The sequence below is a fragment of the Collinsella sp. LCP19S3_D3 genome (genome assembly GCF_052121455.1).
Classification (GTDB): Bacteria; Actinomycetota; Coriobacteriia; order Coriobacteriales; family Coriobacteriaceae; genus Collinsella.
Genome location: NZ_JBQKEF010000001.1, coordinates 177,446 through 193,781, shown reverse-complemented (window position 1 = coordinate 193,781; position 16,336 = coordinate 177,446). Strand labels below are relative to the sequence as shown.

General features: G+C 59.2%; 19 protein-coding genes. 3 read left to right on the top strand and 16 right to left on the bottom strand.

The features are described 5' to 3' along the window. Positions 1-140: 140 nt before the first annotated feature. The 4 genes from ACTQXM_RS00925 to ACTQXM_RS00910 all read right to left on the bottom strand — a co-directional run bounded on the left by ACTQXM_RS00925 (position 141) and on the right by ACTQXM_RS00910 (position 2,768). Entirely contained in the window at positions 141-359 is a 219-nt protein-coding gene (locus tag ACTQXM_RS00925) for a hypothetical protein (RefSeq protein ID WP_441041699.1), read from the bottom strand. A gap of 78 nt (positions 360-437) precedes the next feature. Further along, entirely contained in the window at positions 438-1,553 is a 1,116-nt protein-coding gene (locus tag ACTQXM_RS00920; protein ID WP_441536850.1) for a TIGR02452 family protein, read from the bottom strand. A 136-nt stretch (positions 1,554-1,689) separates the two neighbouring features. Next, positions 1,690-2,385 carry a Bax inhibitor-1 family protein gene (locus ACTQXM_RS00915; protein WP_154515280.1) on the bottom strand — a complete coding sequence of 232 codons (696 nt, stop codon included), beginning with the start codon at positions 2,383-2,385 and terminating at the stop codon, positions 1,690-1,692. A gap of 80 nt (positions 2,386-2,465) precedes the next feature. Further along, the gene (locus tag ACTQXM_RS00910) at positions 2,466-2,768 is read right to left on the bottom strand and encodes a hypothetical protein (RefSeq protein WP_195838523.1); all 303 of its coding nucleotides are present in this window, start codon (positions 2,766-2,768) and stop codon (positions 2,466-2,468) included. Between the two features lie 285 nt (positions 2,769-3,053). On the opposite strand from ACTQXM_RS00910, the gene ACTQXM_RS00905 reads away from it, so the two are divergent. The 3 genes from ACTQXM_RS00905 to ACTQXM_RS00895 all read left to right on the top strand — a co-directional run bounded on the left by ACTQXM_RS00905 (position 3,054) and on the right by ACTQXM_RS00895 (position 5,606). Next, positions 3,054-4,103: an inorganic phosphate transporter gene (locus tag ACTQXM_RS00905; protein WP_427719222.1), complete on the top strand. Its 1,050-nt coding sequence runs from the start codon at positions 3,054-3,056 to the stop codon at positions 4,101-4,103. Positions 4,104-4,169: 66 nt separating this feature from the next. Then, entirely contained in the window at positions 4,170-4,793 is a 624-nt protein-coding gene (locus ACTQXM_RS00900) for a DUF47 domain-containing protein (RefSeq protein ID WP_427719219.1), read from the top strand. Positions 4,794-5,075: 282 nt separating this feature from the next. Next, the gene (locus ACTQXM_RS00895) at positions 5,076-5,606 is read left to right on the top strand and encodes a nitroreductase family protein (protein WP_154515272.1); all 531 of its coding nucleotides are present in this window, start codon (positions 5,076-5,078) and stop codon (positions 5,604-5,606) included. Between the two features lie 166 nt (positions 5,607-5,772). On the opposite strand, the gene ACTQXM_RS00890 is transcribed toward ACTQXM_RS00895, so the two are convergent. From ACTQXM_RS00890 to ACTQXM_RS00835, 12 genes are all read right to left on the bottom strand, one after another. Then, positions 5,773-6,441 (bottom strand): DivIVA domain-containing protein, encoded by a 669-nt coding sequence (locus ACTQXM_RS00890; RefSeq protein ID WP_154515270.1) that lies wholly within the window; start codon positions 6,439-6,441, stop codon positions 5,773-5,775. A gap of 62 nt (positions 6,442-6,503) precedes the next feature. Further along, a complete protein-coding gene (locus tag ACTQXM_RS00885) occupies positions 6,504-6,749 on the bottom strand; it encodes a YggT family protein (RefSeq protein WP_154515268.1) in 246 nt (81 codons plus the stop codon). Positions 6,750-6,806: 57 nt separating this feature from the next. Continuing rightward, positions 6,807-7,535: a cell division protein SepF gene (sepF, locus tag ACTQXM_RS00880; protein ID WP_154515266.1), complete on the bottom strand. Its 729-nt coding sequence runs from the start codon at positions 7,533-7,535 to the stop codon at positions 6,807-6,809. 60 nt (positions 7,536-7,595) lie between these two features. Further along, complete coding sequence (locus ACTQXM_RS00875; protein WP_441536849.1) at positions 7,596-8,333, bottom strand: YggS family pyridoxal phosphate-dependent enzyme; 738 nt, start codon at positions 8,331-8,333, stop codon at positions 7,596-7,598. A 120-nt stretch (positions 8,334-8,453) separates the two neighbouring features. After that, the gene (locus ACTQXM_RS00870; RefSeq protein WP_427719211.1) at positions 8,454-9,311 is read right to left on the bottom strand and encodes a phosphate signaling complex PhoU family protein; all 858 of its coding nucleotides are present in this window, start codon (positions 9,309-9,311) and stop codon (positions 8,454-8,456) included. A 92-nt stretch (positions 9,312-9,403) separates the two neighbouring features. Further along, positions 9,404-10,207, bottom strand: a complete 804-nt coding sequence (gene pstB / locus ACTQXM_RS00865) for a phosphate ABC transporter ATP-binding protein PstB (RefSeq protein WP_089571588.1) — start codon at positions 10,205-10,207, stop codon at positions 9,404-9,406. Between the two features lie 12 nt (positions 10,208-10,219). Next, the gene (pstA, locus tag ACTQXM_RS00860) at positions 10,220-11,125 is read right to left on the bottom strand and encodes a phosphate ABC transporter permease PstA (protein WP_427727613.1); all 906 of its coding nucleotides are present in this window, start codon (positions 11,123-11,125) and stop codon (positions 10,220-10,222) included. Positions 11,126-11,128: 3 nt separating this feature from the next. Continuing rightward, positions 11,129-12,055 (bottom strand): phosphate ABC transporter permease subunit PstC, encoded by a 927-nt coding sequence (pstC, locus tag ACTQXM_RS00855; protein ID WP_441033191.1) that lies wholly within the window; start codon positions 12,053-12,055, stop codon positions 11,129-11,131. 1 nt (position 12,056) lies between these two features. After that, positions 12,057-12,893 (bottom strand): phosphate ABC transporter substrate-binding protein, encoded by an 837-nt coding sequence (locus tag ACTQXM_RS00850; RefSeq protein ID WP_441536848.1) that lies wholly within the window; start codon positions 12,891-12,893, stop codon positions 12,057-12,059. Further along, complete coding sequence (locus ACTQXM_RS00845; protein ID WP_154515254.1) at positions 12,890-13,690, bottom strand: polyphenol oxidase family protein; 801 nt, start codon at positions 13,688-13,690, stop codon at positions 12,890-12,892. The genes ACTQXM_RS00850 and ACTQXM_RS00845 overlap by 4 nt, the downstream gene beginning before the upstream one ends. Before the next feature lie 210 nt (positions 13,691-13,900). After that, entirely contained in the window at positions 13,901-15,052 is a 1,152-nt protein-coding gene (gene ftsZ / locus ACTQXM_RS00840) for a cell division protein FtsZ (protein WP_441016690.1), read from the bottom strand. A 200-nt stretch (positions 15,053-15,252) separates the two neighbouring features. Then, positions 15,253-16,287: a cell division protein FtsQ/DivIB gene (locus ACTQXM_RS00835; RefSeq protein WP_441016687.1), complete on the bottom strand. Its 1,035-nt coding sequence runs from the start codon at positions 16,285-16,287 to the stop codon at positions 15,253-15,255. Between the last annotated feature and the right edge of the window lie 49 nt (positions 16,288-16,336).

The window sequence follows — 16,336 nt, the reverse complement described above, 5'->3', positions numbered from 1 at the left end:
CGAAGAGCTCGACGGCCCGCCTCCTGGACTCCAGGTCGTGCTTCACCCTGAGGTCTATACTCATGGAAAACCTCCCATTTCCCGATGTCCAAGAAATGGGAGGCAGTTCACTGTCCCCTTTGTGGTGGTTTGGGGACGCGCTACTGACCGAGCATCTCTTGGAGCTTGGCTGCCACGGCGTGGCCCAGGCTCTCGTGGCTTTCGGGCATCATGTGCAGATAATCGATATCGCCCAGGTCGCGCTGGGCCACGCCGCACCAGCGCACATCGTGCGCATAGCGTACCGCGGTGCCATCGCGCATGCCCGCCGGATCGTAGCCATAGGTATTGCTGTCACCAAAGCACAGGACGTTTTTCATCGCAAACCCCTCCTTCAGCAAAAAGCCGACGGGAGCAGCCCCTCCCGCCGGCTCGACCTATCTGTCAGCGCGCACCGATTACAGATACTTGCGCCAGTCGTCATCATCCTCGTCGTCCTCGGCAGCGGCATGAGCCTGCTCGGCGGCACGGGCGGCCGCGGCACGGGCGGCAACCTGGGCATAGGACTCCTCGTTGCGCTCGGGGAAGCTTGCCAGCACGTGCTCGAACTTGGCAAAATCCTCGTCCCAGCGCGTAGAGGGCACGGCAAAGAAGACCTGCTTGACCTTAAAGTCGCCCGATGCGAGCTCCTTGCGGAAGAGCTCGGCCACGGCCTCGGCGTCAAAGCCGTTGTTGTCACAGCCCCAGGCGCCCAGCACGAGCTTCTCGCGACCAAGCTCGTCGCAGATGGCCAGCACAAAGCGGATACGATCGCGCAGGGCGTCCAGCAGGGCATCGTCACCCACGCGATACTCCTGGCGAGCGCGCTTGGCGTTGGGCGCAGCGGCAACGATCACGTCGGCGTACGCATGCACGTGGTTGCGGTCGAAGCGCACCGCAGGCACCACCAGCGCACGGTTGCGGTACAGCTCACAGTTGATGTTGCGGCGACGGTTCTCGCCGTACCATTTGCGCTGCTTATCGAGCACATTGTACAGATACGAATCGGCACAGAGCGTGGCCTCCTGACCCAGATAGCCCTGGATGTAGCCACCGCCCGGGTTGGTGAACGAGGCAAAGGCGAGCACGGCCATGTCGCAGAACTGCGCGTAGCCTCGGCCGTTATCCAGAATGGCCTGCGTGGCAGAGGCGTCGAGCACGGTGACCTCGGGCAGGACCGGAGCGGGCTCCTCGGCAGCAGGCGCGGGCTCGGTCTCCGTGGCTTCCTCTGCGGGCACAGGCTCGGCCACGACCTCGGTCTCGGCAGGCGCAACCTCGGCGGCCTCAGACTCATCGGCAACCTGCTCTTCGGCAGCAGCCACCTGGGCCTTAGCCTTCATCGCCGCGACAAATCCGGCAGGCATGCCCTCGAACTCGCGCACGCCGGCAAGCGAGCGCTCGATATCCTTTGCGCACGCTTCGGACACAGTCGCCACGTGACGCTCGGCGGCCTTGGCACGGGCCTCGCGCTTGGGATTGGGCTGTCCCGCGCGGTTGGGCCTACGGTTACGGTTCCTGTTGTCGACGTCTGCCATAAGTGGTCACCTTTCTCGGTCGCTGCCGCTATCGGCTTTTCCCATCCATGATACCCCGCCGCGTACAAAAAAGGCGGCCCCGAAGGACCGCCTTTCGCATCGATTTGCGCGCGGCAAGCACCGCTGCAATCTGGCACTAGTCGCGACGACCAAGGATGTTCAGGATGCGCAGGAACACGTTGATAATGTCCACGAACAGGTTGGACGCCATGAGCACGGCGTTGGGCAGCGTGGGCGGCACCGTCGTGGCCACATAGGTGTCGTAGCCAATAAAGCCGGCGAACACCACAATCACGATCAGGTCGGTGATGGTCTGCGAGACGCCCATGAACATCAGCACGATCTCGACCAGAATCGTGGCAAGCAGAATGCCAAAACCAATGCCGTACACACGCTGGAAGAATTTGGGGAAGGTCACGCCCAGTGCGCCAAAGACAAAGGTGATGGCGGCAGTGGCGATAAAGGCGGTGTTGATGGTGGGCAGGTCGTAGTTGGCAAGGCCAAACGACGCGGTCAGACCAAAGGTGCTCGCAAAGATCGCGTAACCCGCGAGCGACAGGCCCACGGACTGCTTGCTGGCGGCGGCCGACATCATGACGATGCCGACAATGGTCAGGATAAACGAGCCAAAGACCAGCGGCAGGGCGGCGCCACTCATCATCATGCGCGCAAACGACATGGTGCCCGTAAAGTAGGCACCAGCGCCCATAGCGCAAAAACCCAAAAAGATCAGGGCAGACATGGCAAGGTTGTACGCGCGCGGCGACATCTCCTTGGCACGGCTTGCGCCGGTCTCGATGGGGCCGTTCTGATAGCCCTGGATATCGTTCATAATTTCGTCCTTTCAAAAAGCGCCGCGACAGCGCCGTAGGCGACAAGATTCCCGCCATTGTACCCGAATGGCGCGCGCTCTTACCCGCGGCGCTCACTCTCGAGTGTGCGGTCGAACGCCCACACCCACCACCGCATCAGATGAGCCTGCGAGCCATCCGGTCGCTCACGCGCCTGGTCTTCCAGATACAGCTCGGTCGTATGTCCGCCAAAACGAACCTTATAGGTTGCCGTACGAATGCCGTGAACCGTCAGGCCAAAACCGGTAGACGAGACAATCTCGTCAATCGTAAAGCAGCGACCGTCGACCCAGCAGACGGTAACCGGCACAACTTGTCCGCCCGCGAGGATGCGGGCCACGACGTCCACATACTGCTTGTGCACGCGCCGAGTTTTGCCATCTGTCTGTCGATATTCCATGCCCCTATTATCGAACGCATGTTTGCATATTGTAAAGCGAACAGACTGTGGTTTTGGGGTGTCGGAGCGAGCGCACGTGTCCTCACGGCGTGTTAGCAAAAAGAACACCCGCGGTCAACAGGGCTAATATTCAATTTTAGTGCCAAAAAATTCACTTCTCCCGTCAGAACTCGGTAAAGAAACCCGCAGGAGGTGATACGATTTATCATGTTTTTGTAACGTTTCTGCAAACTTCGAGAAAGCTCATATATGGACGTAACGTTCTCAGCCTTCCTCGGCCAACTTGTTTCGAACCCAGTCCTTGCCGTCACCGTGTTCCTCGCGCTCGGCGCCATCTTCGTCAACGGATGGACCGACGCGCCCAACGCCATCGCGACCTGTGTCACCACGCGTTGCATGCCCGCCCGCGCCGCCATTCTCATGAGTGCCGCGTTCAACTTTTTGGGCGTGCTCATCATGACGCACTTTAATGCCAGCGTTGCCAACACCATCTCCCATATCGTCGACTTTGGCGGAAACAGCACCATGGCGCTCGCGTGCCTCTGCGCGGCCCTGTTCTCCATCGTCGTCTACGGCGCCACGGCATCGCGTTTTGGCATCCCCACCTCGCAGAGCCACAGCCTCATCGCCGGCCTGACCGGCGCTGCCATCGCCCTCGGCGGCGCCAGCAGCGTCAATGTCCACGAGTGGATGAAGGTCATCTACGGCCTGGCGCTCTCCATCGGTCTGGGCTTTGTCATGGGCTGGGTCCTGTGCAAGCTCGTCTCGATTCTTTTCGCTGCCGCCAACAGGCGACGTGCCAACGTCTTCTTTAAATATGCTCAGATCGCGAGCGCCGCGGCCATGAGCTTTATGCACGGCGCGCAGGATGGACAAAAGTTCATCGGCGTGCTCTTTTTAGGTGTCGCCTTTGCCAACGGACAGACCGGCGTCGGCGACGCCGGCATCCCCATCTGGATCATGCTGCTGTGCTCGGCCACCATGGGCATCGGCACCAGCGTGGGCGGTGAGCGTATCATCAAGTCCGTCGGCCAGAGCATGGTTAAGCTCGAGAAGTATCAGGGCTTCTCTGCCGACCTGGCAGGAGCCGCAAACCTGCTGCTTGCCACGCTCACCGGTATCCCCGTGTCCTCCACGCACATCAAGACCTGCGCCATCATGGGCGTTGGCGCCGTCAAGCGCCTCTCGGCCATCAACTTCGGCGTGGTCAAGGACATGATGTTCACGTGGTTCTTCACCTTCCCCGCCTGTGGACTCATCAGCTTTGTCATGGCCAGGCTGTTCATGATGTTCCTCTAGTCAAACCGAACGTCCATCCGGACCGCATTACCTCGCCCACCCGTCTTCGCCCCGAAAGGATCACTCATGGCAAAGAAACCCGATTCGTTCTACTTTGACAACTACGTCGCCTGCGCCGACTTCGCCGTTCAGGCAGCCGAGCTGCTCACCAAGATTTTTGAGAACTTTGACCCCGCGCAGATCCACGACATGCTCGAGAAGATGCATGCGATTGAGCATGCAGCAGACAAGAAGCACCATGAGCTCGAAGACGCCCTGCTCACGGCCTTTATCACCCCGCTTGAGCGCGAGGACCTTAACCTCATGAGCTGCTCGCTCGATACCGTGCTCGACCGTATTGAGGGCGTCGTGCAGCGCCTCTACTTCACCAACATCCAGAGCATCCACCCCGATGCCATCGTGATCGCCCACAAGGTGACCGACGCCTGCCGCGCCATGAAGGACCTGATGGTCGAGTTGCCCAACTACCGCAAGTCCAAAACGCTGCGCGAGCTCGTCATCCAGATCAACACCATCGAGTCCGAGGCCGACGAACTCTACATCAACGCCATGCGTAACCTGCACGTCAACGGCAAGGACCCGCTCGAGGTCATCGCCTGGCGTGACGTGTACGCCTTCTTGGAGTACTGCGCCGACTGCTGCGAGAATGTGGCCGATGTCGTGGATTCGATTGTCATGAAGAACAGTTAATTGGGGGTACGTATCCCACCGGCGAAGGGCCGGCACCTGTTTGCTTTCTCACTCCGGCTGCGTAGCAGAGTCGTTCGAAAGTAAACAGGTGCCGGCCCTTCGCCTTACGTATCACCATTGGAACTTTGGCTGATAGTTTTAGCGCAATGGGGGTTTGGCTGAAGGGACCTTTGGTACCCGCTCGGACACTTTGGCCCTTGGTGAGCGTTTGACTGATTGCTGCTTTGGGTACTCTTTAGGTTACTTTGGGTTTGTTTGATTTTTAATTGTTGGAGGGCTTGTATGTCGTATATGGATCTGGCTCGGTCTCGGTATTCTTGTCGTTTGTTTGAGGATCGTTCTGTTGAGCAGGCTGTGGTGGATACCATTGTTGAGGCTGGGCGCATTGCTCCTTCTGCTTGCAATAATCATCCAACCCGTGTGATGGTGTTGGATACGCCTGAGCTTCTGGAAAAGGCAGCTGCTTGTCAGCCTCGGTTTGCTCGTGATGGGTCCATCTTTGGCGCTCCGCTCATCTTCCTCGTTTGCAGCGTTACCAACGATGCTTGGGTGCGTCCCTATGACCAGATGAACTCCAGCGCTATCGACACCTCGATTGTTTGCGATCAGATGATGATGGAGGCCGAGGAACAGGGCCTGGGAACGTGCTGGGTATGCCATTTTAAGCCCGAGCTAGCCCGCGAGCAGTTCAACCTGCCCGAGGGCGTTTATCCCTACCACATGCTCGTCTGCGGCTATCCCGCCGACCATATCGCCGACCCCGAGCATCGCGAGGCCCGCACCATTCCCCTATCCAATTTCCTCCTCAAGTAGTTTTTGGCCCATGCCCTAAAATCTACCTTTTACCGCTCAAACGTTCGCCGAGTTCTGCCCTATCGCACGCAGAGCTCGGCGTTTTGTTTCCCAACCCGTATACAGCTACAAAAAAGGAGCTCGCAAGCGCGAGCTCCTTTTAAGGGGCTAGATTGTAGTTTTAGCGCTAGTCCAGGTCGTCCGCGGCAAAGTTGTCAATCGGGGCGAAGGGGTCGGCCACGGGGACAACCGGATCAGCGACAGGCAGCGGCTCGGCGGCAGGCATGGTCACGGCAGGAGAAGCCGCGGAACCGACCGGCGTAGAAGCCAGCAGATCGGCCGGGAAGGAATTCTGAGCATCGTCCATAAAGTGCTGAATGAGCTTGAGATACTCGGCCTTGAACTCCTCGCGGGAAGCCTTCAGACGGTCAATCTCCTCGAGCTCGGCCTGCTTCTCGGTCAGGGCCTGACGGATGACCTCGCGGGCCTTGGCGTCGGCCTCGTTGCGGATGCGGTCAGCATTCTCGTTAGCGTCGTTGACAATCGCCTCGGCGGTCTGCTGAGCCGCAATGAGAGCGGCGGAAATCTGACGCTCCTGAGCGGAGAAATCGGGAGCGGGAGTGGCGACAGGGGCAGCCTGAGCGGCAGAATCCTGGGCCTGCGCAAGCTGAGCCTGCGTATCGGCAAGCTGCTGCTCGGTGGCGGTCAGGCGACCCTTAAGATCAACGATCTTGGCAAGCATAGCGTCGACCTCGGAGGACAGGGTCTCCAGGAAGACGTCGACCTCGGCGGGATCGTAGCCGCGCTTGGCCTCAGAGAAGGTCTGAGCCTGGATGTCAGCAGGGGTAATAGCCATAACAAGTTCTCCTTTATCATCGCCTTGGCGCTAAGCGCCCGACATAGGTTACTGAGCCAGTCCTATACGAGTATACCTATAAGTAGCTGCAGAATGAGCTTCTGCACCAACTGCAACGCAATAATCGCAACGACCGGTGAAAAATCGATACCGCCCATCGGCGGCATAAACCGGCGAAACAGGTTGAGCCAAGGGCCGCAAACGCTGTCGAGCACCGCCGCGATATCCTGTAGCAAACCACCCTGCTTCATGGGAATCCACGTCATAAAGCAGTAGACCACAATCAACGTGGAATAAAAATTAAACAGCGTGTTGACAAGCTGAACGATGGTGTAGATGTTGATGGGAATCTCCTCGCCTTGTCTTTACTTGAGATAGCCGTCGGCGCGAAGCTTCTTAAGATCCGAATCCTTGACCTCGCAGCCGGCGGGCAGCACCATAAACACGCGATCGCCCACTTCTTTGACCGAAGCGCCCAGGCCGCAGGCAAAGCCATAGCTAAAGTCCAGGACGCGTTTGGCGACCTCGGTGCGAACGCCCACAAAGATCAGCGCGACAGGCTGCTTGGTACGCACGCGGCGCACGACCGTCTCCACGTCGTCATAACTCTCCGGACGAAGAACGTAGGCCGGCAACTGAGGCGTGGCGTTGATGATATTGCTCGCATAGGCAGAGGCATCGCTCGGCGTTGAAGCAGGAGCGGGCACAGCGGCAGCGCGGACCCGAGCGTTCTCGGCGTAGCTTGACGGCGTGTCATAGGCGCCGGGACGATAACCGCCCGCAGCGGCATCCTGAGAGCGCGAAGGCGGATTGTACGTCGTAGCGTGACGGGAGTCGTCGCCGATCAGTTGACCGGAACGCGTGTACACAGCAACCGACTCAGCCTCTCCGCGGCGTGTCTGCCCCAGCAGTCCATTGCTCGGTTCATCTTGCGTGTAGAAGCCCTCGCCCGAAGCACCGCTGTAGCCGTTGTTCTGATAGCCGTCGTCATAGCCGTCATCGTAACCGTAGTCATCATCCTGGCCATAACCCTGGTCATAACCCTGCTGGCCGCCTAGGTGCATTTTATTTTTAATTTCGTCAAGGAAACCCATGGTTGTGTCCTCTCACGGTCTAATGCAGGCGCTCTGACAATCAGCGCGCACTTCAGGCTCTTATTTTACTTCAAACTCCGGGCTGAATACTACCCTGCCCAGGCGAACAAGCGTCGAGCCTTCCTCAAGGGCAGGCTCAAAGTCCTCGCTCATGCCGCAAGAAAGCTCAGGCAGACACAGATCGGGGTGTGCCGTCTCCAGCTCATCCCTCAACTCACGCAGCCCGGCAAAGGTGCGGCGCGCCACATCCTTATTCCCCCGGGGTGCCATGGTCATAAGCCCCTGCACACAAATTCCCTCAAGTTCCGCAAGCTCGCCAGCCGCGGCACGAACCTCATCGGGCGAAAAGCCGCCCTTGGACTCCTCCCCGCTTACATTAACCTCTATCAGCACCCGCTGGGGAGCAGAAAGCTCGCCCGCCTCAATCTTGCGGACGGCACGGCTCGAGATAGCCTGCGCCAAATGAAGCGACCCCACCGAATGAATCAGCTCGGCCGCACCCAGCACCGCATTGATCTTGTTGGTCTGAAGATTACCGATCATATCGAAGCGCACCTCGGGCAGCTCCGGATGCTCCGCCAGCCCCGCAAGCTTGCGAACAAGCTCCTGCGGACGGTTCTCGGCAAAATGACGATACCCTGCCTGGATGGCGGCAACGGTCTCATCGACGCCAACGGTCTTGGAGACGGCAATCAGACGTGCGGCATCGTGAGAACGGCCCGCGCGATCGAGTGCGGCATAAAAGCGTTCGAGAATCTGCTCGCGGCGAGCGCGCATCACGTTCAAATAATTATCCATTGCCAATCGCCTCCGCAGACAGACGTACAAGTAGTCCCATGCTAACGCAAGAGCGCGGCCCTGCATGTGCAAGGCCGCGCCCACTTAGGTATTTACAATCTTTCGACGAACGGAGCTACCCTACTCCTCGTCATCCTCGGTATCGTCCTCGTCCTCGAGGTGCTCGAGCAGGTAGCGAAGACCCTCGCTCACCTCGTTAGCGGGCACCTTGGCAACAAAGCGCGCATCGACAGCGGGCCTCATGATGACGCCCTCGCCCGAAGGCACGCGCATGCTCTCGAGCTCATCCTCGTCCGTACGGGCGATATCGCCGGCGTTCATGCGCTGGCCGGTCAAAAGGAAGGTCAGACGGCAGGCGGCATCGATGGAAATCGAGGCGATGCGATCGAGGTAGCGCGAAACCATGATGGCGCGGCGCAGATCGTCATAGTTGCTGTCGTCGTCCATAAACTCGCCCGCGTCCATGCGGTTGAAGGTACGGAAGAACTTCTCATAGGCCGCATGCACCGGCTCGTCCTCGACGGCCAGGTTGCAGATGATGGACATATCGTTGGTGACGAGCGCGGAAAGCGACGAGCCCAGCACCTGGTATACGGCTTCGGCCTCGGCCTCAACCGTACCGACGAGCTCCTGGGGCAGCGAGATATCGGCCTTGACCATATGACGCGTGGCGCGGCAGATCTGGCGAACCTTATCGGTCATGCGCTGCAGGTTAAAGTCGACGTAGATGATTGTCTGCAGCAAGCGGAAGTCGGAGGCGACCGGCGACTGCGTAGCGATCAGGTTGTAGCACACGGCCTCCAGGTTGGCGCAGCGCGCGTCAATCGAAAGCGTGCGCTTCTTGGTCTTGGTGGCGAGCTTGCGGTCGTCGGTCACATAGGCCTTCACGGCGTCGTGAAGAGCCAGGTCTACAGCCTCGTAGATGCTCAACATCTCGTGACGAGCCTCGACGAGCTGACGGGAAAACAGTTTGCGCATGGTTCACTCCAATCAGTTGGGTGCGGTCATGCCGCCCGCACAGTGAATACGCACCGGACCAGGTCCGATCGGCTCGGGACTAGTCGCACCGATCAGCCAAAGCGGCCGGTGATATAGTCTTCCGTCCGCGAATCCACCGGGCTGGTGAAGATCGCGTCGGTTTGACCATACTCGATGAGCGTGGCGGGCTCGCCGGCAACCTCCTGCAAGAAGAAGGCGGTGTAGTCGCTAATGCGAGCTGCCTGCTGCATTGAATGTGTGACGATGATGATCGTCATCTCGGGCGCCAGCTCGGCCATCAGATCCTCGACCTTGGAGACGGACGTGGGGTCGATGGCGGAGCAGGGCTCGTCCATCAGAAGGACATCGGGCTGCACCGCGAGCACACGCGCGATGCACAGACGCTGCTGCTGACCGCCCGAAAGCGCCAAACCATCCTTGTTGAGCTGATTGGATACCTCTTTCCAGAGGTTGGCGCGCTTGAGCGATTCTTCCACGATGTCATCGAGGTCGCTTTTGCTAGTCACGCCCTGCAGACGAGGGCCAAAAGCAACATTCTCGTAGATGGATTTAGGGAACGGGTTGGGCTGCTGAAAAATCATGCCCACGCGGCGGCGAAGGTCGACCGGGTCGACGCCCTCGGCATAGATATCGTTGCCGTCGAGCGTCATGGTGCCCTCGACGCGCGTGCCCTCGATAAGGTCGTTCATACGGTTGATACAGCGCAAAAACGTCGATTTGCCGCAGCCCGAAGGGCCGATAAACGAGGTAATGGCGTTTTTGGCGATGTTGAGGTCGAGCCCCGTCAGCGCATGAAAGTCACCGTACCAAAAGTTGAAATCCTTGGCCGTGATGGCCGCTTGCTCCAGCGTGGGAGCGGACTGATAGACGGACATGGGACTCCTTAACTAGCGGCGTTTGCGCGACAGATAACGCGCAAACAGGTTGAAGGCCAGAATAATCGCCATCAGCAAAAGCGCGGTGCCGTAGGCTGCGTTCATGTTGATGCCGTCATTGGCAAGCAGATAAAGGTGAACGGTCATGGGACGGCCGGAATCGAGCGGCGAAATAGGCAGGTTGATGGCCTGGCCCATGGTGTAGAGCACCACGGCGGTCTCGCCGATGGCGCGGCCGATGGCAAGTACGATGCCGGTGGCGATGCGACCAAAAGCCGAAGGAAGCACGATCTTGGAGACGACCTGCCACTTGGTGGCACCCAGGCCATATGCGCCCCAACGGATATAGCGCGGAACGGCGCGGATTGCCTCCTCGGTGGTACGCATGACAATGGGCAGCATCAGAAGTGCGAGCGCCAGGGCGGCCGAAACCATCGAAAGACCCAGGCCCATGGCCTCGACAAACAAGGCGTAGCCAAAAAGGCCCATAACAATGGAGGGCACCGAGGCCAGGGCATCGGCAGCATAGCGAATGATGTCGACAACCTTGCCCTGCTTGGCATACTCGGCCAGATAGACCGCAGCCAAGACGGCAACCGGCGTGCAGATGAGCATGGCGAGCGCCGTCACGTAGACGGTCGAGACGATAGTGGGCCAAATGCCGCCCTCGGCGTTTACGCCCTGCGGCCAGCCAAAGATAAAGTCGAGCGAGATGTGCGGCAGACCGTTGATAACTACGTAGGCGATGATGGCGACCAGCACCAGCGTGGTGATATAGGCCGCGGCGCGAAACACGCCGAGCATAATCTTGTTGGACAGATCCTTGTTGATGCGGCCCTTCTTACCATGGGAAAGGGCACGCTTGATGCGTTCGCGCGACGAGGTCGTATCGACCGTCGTGTCAACGGAATCGGACATAGCCTACCCCCTCTTCTTCTTGGAAATCAGACGGACGATGCCCACCAATGCGGCGGAAATGATAAACAGGACCACGCCCATGCCAAACAGAGCCGAGCGGTGCAGGCCCGAGGAATAGCTCATGTCGAGCGCGATCTGGCTCGTGAGCGTCGAGATGGGGCTCGAGATGCTGTCCGGGATGACCGGAGCGTTGCCAACGACCATGAGCACGGCCATGGTCTCACCGATGGCACGACCCATGCCCAAGACAATCGCATCGACGATGCCCAACTTGGCTGCAGGCAGCACGACCTTGTAGATGGTCTGCCACTTGGTGGCACCCATGGCATAGGATGCCTCGCGAATGCCCATGGGAATGGAATTGAGGGCATCGATGGTGAGCGTGGTGATGGTGGGAACGATCATGATGGCGAGCACGAGCCACGCTGTCAGCGCACCAAAGCCAAGACCACCGGTCAGCTGCGCGATAAACGGACGGATGATGACCATGCCAAAGAAACCGTAGATGATGGAGGGGATACCCGCCAGCAGGTCGACGGCGGGGCTGATGAGACTGCGCACGCGCTTGCCGGCGATCTCGACCAGATACACGGCCGTGCCCACACCCAGGGGCACACCCATGGCGAGCGCACCGACCGTCACCAGACCAGAGCCCGCCAGCAGCGACATGATGCCGTAATGGCCCTCGGAGGGCGCCCACGTAAAGCTAAAGAAGTCCGCCAGACCGATGTCGGTAAAGACGGGCAACGCCGAGTACGTGGTAAAGACAAAAATCAGGATGACGGTGACGACCGCCAAGAACGCGCAAGCAAAGAAGATCCACTGCAGCGCCTTCTCTTTGAGATAGGTGCTGCGCGACACCAACGCCAACTCACGCTTTTTGGGCGCCTGAGCCTCTCGCTCAATCTGGGGGGTTTCCTGTGCTTCCATGCTACTCACTCCCCTTTCCGTCGTTGGTGACGGGAATAAAGCCCGCCTCGCGAATCTGCTTGTCCATCTTCTCGGACGTCACATAGTCAATGTAGTCCTGTGCACGCTGCGAAGGCGTACCCTTCACAAAGAAGTAAAGGTCGCGCGAGATGGGGTAGCCGCCACTTGCGACCGTCTTCTCGGATGCCTCGACATGGTTGACCGAAACAGCCTTAACCGAAGTCTTAGCGTTGAGGCTCTCGACAAAACCCAGCGAGATGTAGCCAATGGCACCACGCGAACGGGACACGACATCGCGTACCTGGCCCGTGCCCGAAAGAACGGCAGAGCGACGATCGAACGGCGTGCCGTCCATCACGATGGTACGGAAGGCCTCGCGCGTACCGGACGCCTCATCGCGGTTAATAACCTGAATCTTCAGGTCCTCTCCGCCGACTTCCTTCCAGTTGGTAATCTTACCGGCGTATATGTCGCGAAGCTGCTCGGTCGAGAGGTTGTCGACCGGATTACCGTCGTTCACGATGACTGCGATGCCGTCGTGCGCGATTACAATCGGGGTCAGGCCCAGATTCTGCTCGTCGGCATTGAGGCCACGAGACGAGCTGGCGATGTCAGCCGTGCCGTTGCTGACGGCCTCGATACCGGCAGAAGAGCCAAGGCCAGAGACGAGCACGTCGGTGCCGGTCTCCTCCTTAAAGCCCTCGGCCGCAATCTCGGCAATGGGAAGGCAGGTGGTCGAGCCGGCCACGGTGATAGAAGACGTGGAAGATCCCGAGGAGCAGGCACACAGCGTAAGCGTGAGCACTGCCGCGCTTAGGACCGATGCGATCTTTCTCATAGCATCACGCCGATCGCAGCATGGCGCCCACAGGTGCCGCCCTCGTTGCGGTAGGAATAAAAGCGGTCGTTCTGACGAACGGTGGAGAGCTTGGTGTCCACAATGCCGTTCGCTTCGACGCCGGCGTCCATCAGCGCCTCGCGAATGGCGGCGGAAAGATCGAGCATACGAGAAGCGGCAGCATCGATGCACGCGAACTCGGAGGCAAAGCGGTCCATAAGTTCTTGGGACACCTCGTACTCGTCACCCAGGATATGGGGCCCAATATAGGCAGAGATGTCGTCTGGCTTGCAGCCAGCCGCCTCGCAGAGCGCTTGGCACGCCTTGGCGGAAATGCGCGCAATCGTGCCCTTCCAGCCAGAATGCACCACGGCAAAGCCGCCGGGAGCCACCAGCACAACGGGAACACAATCGGCAAAGCAAAGCATCACGGGCACCTCATGCGCCGTGCAGACGAGGGCATCGCAGCCCTCGGCAATCTGCTCGCGAATGTTCTCGAGATCATCGGCGCCGTTCGAGGTCACCGTCACGACATTGTCACCGTGTACCTGATTGGGGACAAGCAGGTTGTGCTCGCACTCGGCAATACCCATGGCCTCGAGTACGCGGCGACGATTTTCTTGAACGGCAAAGGGGTCATCGCCAACATGCGAGCCCAGATTGAGTGAGGAGTACGCATCTTCGGAAACACCGCCAGTGCGTTCGGTGAAGGCAAAGCGGACATCGTGCGTCGCGCCCTCTACCAACGTAACTCCATCATGGTCGACACGCGAAACGTTGTCCGCACGTGCTGCCATACTAAAGCCTCCTAATAACACAAGTATCGCGGCCAAGCCGCAGCAGTCCGTGCCATACGGCTGCCATACTTCTACAAAAGGATACCCGCAGCGGTAGGGACCAAACGTAAGGGGAACGTAAAGAGATTGGAGGCTTTCGTTTACAAACGAGAAACAAAACGGGGTGCATCCAAATGGATACACCCCGTGCAGGTCGTTGAGAAAAACGAACTAGAAGCTACCACGCTTAAGGAAGTCGGGAAGCTCGAACTGGTCGTTACCAAAATTGGGAAGTTCCGTACCGCCGACGTTGCGGGTCGGGGCAGACTGAGCAGAGTTTGCAGCGGGAGCGGTACGCTGAGGCTCGGCAACGGAAGCCTTGCTCTGGGACTGCTGGGCAGCGAAGAGCTCATCCTGACGGTTGACATTAGAGTCGGAGAAGCCCGTAGCGATAACGGTGATGCGCACCTGATCGCCCAGGGACTCGTCGACAACGGTACCGAAGATGATGTTGGCCTCGGGATCGACGGCGTTGGCGACAACGTCGGCAGCGTCGCTGATCTCTTGGATGCCCAGATCCTTGGAGCCGGCGATGGAGAGCAGGACGCGCGTAGCACCATCGATAGAGCTCTCGAGCAGCGGGCTGGAAATAGCCTGCTGGGCGGCGTCGACGGCACGGGTGTCCCCAGAAGAAGTACCGATACCCATCATGGCGGTGCCGGCCTGCTTCATGATGGTCTTAACATCAGCGAAGTCCAGGTTGATGATGCCCGGGACGGTGATGAGGTCGGTGATGCCCTGGGTGCCCTGGGAAAGGACGCCATCGGCAATCGCGAAGGCCTCGAGCATGGTGGTCTTCTTCTCGGCGATGTCGAGCAGCTTGTCGTTAGGGATAACGATCATGGTGTCGACGCAATCGGAAAGGGTCTTAATGCCCTCTTCGGCGCTCTTCTTACGCTTGCGGCCCTCGAAGGTGAAGGGCTTGGTCACGACGGCGACGGTCAGCGCACCGACCTCGTTCATCGCGATATCGGCAACGATGGGAGCGGCGCCGGTGCCGGTGCCACCGCCCTCACCGCAGGTGATGAACACCATGTCGGCGCCAGCGAGTGCCTCGGCGATGTCATCGCGGGACTCATCGGCAGCCTTGCGACCAACCTCGGGGTTGGCGCCAGCGCCCAGGCCGCGGGTAAGGTCGGTGCCGATGTGGACCTTGATATCGGCATCAGAGATCGCGAGCGCCTGAGCATCGGTGTTGATGGCAACAAACTCGACGCCACGAATGCCCTCTTCGATCATTCGATTGACCGCGTTGGTACCGCCGCCGCCGACGCCGACCACCTTAATGACGGCAAGGTAGTTGTTGATCTCTGTCTCGTGCATGTCGGTCCTCCGAACAAAGGTTATAGCCATAGCATGGGTTGACCCCTGCGCACATTAACCTTCAGGTTGAAAGTAAATGCAAAGGTAAACCGTATTATGTTTGCACATTATGAACGTATCAGTCAAATAATTGACCGTGAAAACCAAACAAACCAGATAAACGGCGTGGTATGGCCCCTCAACAAAGCCACGCACCGACGCTAAGCGGTCGGTGCGTTTCTAAACGTATAGTTGCCGGGAGACCGAACGTTAATGTAGGTTACGCCCTCTACCTGCGACAGAAGCTTGGTCACGACGCGTTCCTTCTTGGCGATATCATCAGAATCGCCCAGCGAGACCTCAACGCCATTATCAAGATTCGCCGAGATGGCCTCGACCGAAGGTATAGAAATATCCTTGATCTGCGCCAAGAATTCGCCGGAAAAACCACGCACGTAATCCAGGCCCGCTTTAACGGCCTTGGAAGAAACAGCCCGCCCCGAGACCGGCTCGACATCAGCCGAGACATCGGTAAGCAGCACGGCCCCGTAGTGCTTGGCCAGCGCCAACGCAGCATCGATACCGCTCAACGTGTTGGCGCCCTCACCCGAAGTGACGACATTTCCCTGGTCGTCCACCTCCACAGAGGTCGAAAGCGGTGCGATCCAGGTGTCATCGTCGCCGATGGCCCAGGCAAGATCGTCGGAACTTATATAAGCGATCGCGGTGACCTTGCGCTCCGTCGGCGTAATGACGAGCGTGTGGGGAAACTGCCGTTGAACGTCCACGCCCGAAACCCACGGGTTCTGCTTGAGATCTTCGGTAATCTGGTCGGGATTTACGTTGAAGAGCGATGTGTTCTCGGGCAGACTGATCAGCTGCATGGCATCGTGCTTGGTCACATGCTCGCTGCCCTCGATCTGAATATCGGTAGCGGCAAACAGGCCGGAATTGATAACGACGATGGCAACGACGGCAAGCACGGCCACAGCCGCCAAGATTCCGCCCACGATTTTGCCCTTGCCCTTAACGGCAGAGGCGGCCTCGGACGTCTTACTCGCCATGGCGCCAAGCGACGACAGCGGATTGATACCCTTATTGGTCGCAGGTGCCTTAGTGGCGGGCACCGACGTCAACGAGCGCGGCTTGGCAGCGCCCAACGTACGACCGGGATGCGTCGCTTTAGCCCCCAGCGAGGGCTTGGGCGTCACTATGGGGCGAGAGGGCTTGGCACCCATCGCCGACTTAGACGTCACCGAGGGGCGCGGAGCCGGGTGAACCGTCTTTTTTGCGGCAGGGCGTCCA